This is a genomic window from Halalkalibaculum sp. DA384 (assembly GCF_043951955.1).
Classification (GTDB): Bacteria; Bacteroidota; Rhodothermia; order Balneolales; family Balneolaceae; genus JAMQKA01.
Genome location: NZ_JBINJE010000078.1, coordinates 1 through 2,366, shown reverse-complemented (window position 1 = coordinate 2,366; position 2,366 = coordinate 1). Strand labels below are relative to the sequence as shown.

Annotated in this window: 3 protein-coding genes; 1 reads left to right on the top strand and 2 read right to left on the bottom strand. The window is 52.1% G+C overall.

The features are described from left to right. The first annotated feature begins 258 nt into the window (after positions 1 to 258). The gene (locus ACG2E4_RS18255; RefSeq protein ID WP_395277484.1) at positions 259 to 381 is read left to right on the top strand and encodes a hypothetical protein; all 123 of its coding nucleotides are present in this window, start codon (positions 259 to 261) and stop codon (positions 379 to 381) included. 88 nt (positions 382 to 469) lie between these two features. Here ACG2E4_RS18255 and ACG2E4_RS18250 read toward each other — a convergent pair whose 3' ends face one another. Further along, positions 470 to 1,525 carry a ThuA domain-containing protein gene (locus ACG2E4_RS18250; RefSeq protein WP_395277483.1) on the bottom strand — a complete coding sequence of 352 codons (1,056 nt, stop codon included), beginning with the start codon at positions 1,523 to 1,525 and terminating at the stop codon, positions 470 to 472. A gap of 153 nt (positions 1,526 to 1,678) precedes the next feature. After that, positions 1,679 to 2,366: ThuA domain-containing protein (locus ACG2E4_RS18245; protein WP_395277482.1), on the bottom strand; the 688-nt coding region annotated here is incomplete at its 5' end.

Here is a 2,366-nt window from a genome sequence, read left to right as displayed (position 1 = left end):
GAATCAAAAAAACGTAAACTAATTTTAAGCTACCTGTTGGAATACTGGCGCCACCCATTCCCCCTTTGAAGGGGGCGCAGGGGGATGTAGCTATTATTTTACAAGTTCCTACAATGAGTGAGCGGCAGCTCATTTTTCAAATTATGGAAACCTATTTCATAGTACGTGCCAAAGGTATCTATCGTTAAATCCCCCTAACCCCCTTTGAAAGGGGGAATATTCTTGCTGATTTCGGGTAATCGGACAAACAACTAAATCATGCTTTGTAATGTCAACATCCACCTGCTATCCCAAAACCCCACCCATTTCCCGTTGAAGATGTTGTATCGACTGACCTCGGGTGCACAGAAGGAGTGGGTAGGACGAGAAGCCGGAAAATAACGTGCATATTAGGTTTTCATAATTATGAATGGTATCACTGGTTTCTAAAACAGTAATAACAGAGTCCGCCTGTTGGTGCGGAATCTGCCTATTTAAAATCTGATGGAGTTAATCCTTTTTTGTGATCCCCGAAACCAAACATGGTGGGATCATAGTCCCCGATAATTTCCACATTACTCTCCTCCGGTATCTGATGGTCCATATGCAGCGCCCAGTAGCAGCCGTTTACGATCAATCTTCGAAGGTCTTCGCTCACCAGTTCAATGGAAGCACCCATCGTGGTGGTAAACACCCGGCCGGTATTCCCCTGGTCACTTGTGTACTCTTTAATCCATGCAACCGGCATAGCTGATTTTTTCCAGTTAATCGGGCTTTCCGGGGTCATCCCTTCCGTAGATAATCCCCATACCAACACCTCCGGATCGCCGTGAAGCTCGCGGGTGCCATATACATCCGTTTCCCCCCAGATGTCTTGAACGCCACGTAAAATGGCATGATTTTCTCGTTCCTTGATCCCGTCAATAATACCACGGGTACCTTCCTCAGCGTGCACACCGTGGTGGTCGATCCAGGTTTCTCCAAGAATCTGTCGCCCGAATCCATCCTCCCATCCCCGTTCAGTACTTCTGAAGTCGTAATGCGCATAGGGGCTGTCGGGATTCCGTTTATACATAAAGGCGTGGGTGGCCGTCCGCATCCCCACCACCGGTTTCCCCGCCTGAAGGTACTCGTGAATATATTTCATCTGCTCGTCCGGCAGCTCGCGAAACCGGGTAAAAATAACCATCAGATCTGCAGATTGAAGGTGCTCCAATCCCGGGATGTTGGTCTGATGCTCGGGATCCACGTGACCCGTTTCCGGATCGATGGCAAAAAGCACGGTCGTTTTAAACCCGTGGTGCTTCGCCAGTATCTCGGCCAGCAGCGGCAGCGCTTCTTCCGAACGATATTCTTCGTCTCCACTAACCAGCACAATGTGTTTCCCGTTACCCGGGCCTTCTGCCGGCTCGTAGGAGATCCACTCCGTACCCTGCTGGGCCTGAGCCAGTTGCAGACTGGTGAAAGCTAAAAATAACATCCCTGCAATCAGGGGTACCAATCTTTTTCCAAACGCTTTTATATTCCGATATAAGTTTTGTTCCATTGTGCCAGTATTGAGTTTAGATATGTAATTTTTCTTGTTGCAAACTAAATGCCCGGTTTCCATAAGATCGCAATATCTTGCCGTTGTATCCTTGCTGGAGATATTCCGACTGTTTATATAACATTTTTAAATCGCATCCCTCCATTTAAGACCTCATTCCTCAGACGTACTTTTTGCCACCCACCGAATCGCCTCCAGGATATGCATGCGACCGAATTCGGTATCCAGGGAACGCAGGTCGTGGCCCAGCTCGGTATAGAAGAACCGGCTTCCATCGTACTGGCGCGTCCATGAGACCGGGTGATCCTCGCCCATCGGGGTGGCTCCCTGTTCCAGGAAATAGTCGCGCACCGGCTCGTAGGTGGACTCATCCACCCGCAGCAGCACCTGCACCCCCTCCAGGCCGGTAACCGGGCGCGTGTGGTTGTGCCAGTCGGCCGAGTACCAGAATTCCGGCCCGTATCCCTCGACCGCCGGATGATCCCGGGCCTGCGGGTCGACCATCACTTTTGCCCGCTGGTAATTTGAGTCGCTCTCGAAATCACACCCTCCCAGCTCCGAAAACCACTCCCAGCCCTGCTGGCGGACCAGCGCGGCATGCAGCCCCACGATGCCGCCGCCGGCCTGGTACCATTGCCGAATGGCGGCCCGCTGCTGCTGGCTGAACACCTGGTCCAGCTCGTTGGCGTTGTTGATAAGCAGCACATCGTATGCCCGCAGCGATTCTTCGCTGATATCGGACGGGGTTTCCGTGACATCCACGCGCATCTGGTGGGCGGCTCCCAGCCGGACAAGCCAGCCGTTGATCAGCGGGATCTCCGCATGACGATACCATCCGGTG

What these genes read in the sequence shown, in the direction of transcription:
- ACG2E4_RS18255 (WP_395277484.1), top strand. Translation starts at nt 259, where the DNA reads ATGCTTTGTAATGTCAACATCCACCTGCTATCCCAAAACCCCACCCAT.
- ACG2E4_RS18250 (WP_395277483.1), bottom strand. Translation starts at nt 1,525, where the DNA reads ATGGAACAAAACTTATATCGGAATATAAAAGCGTTTGGAAAAAGATTG.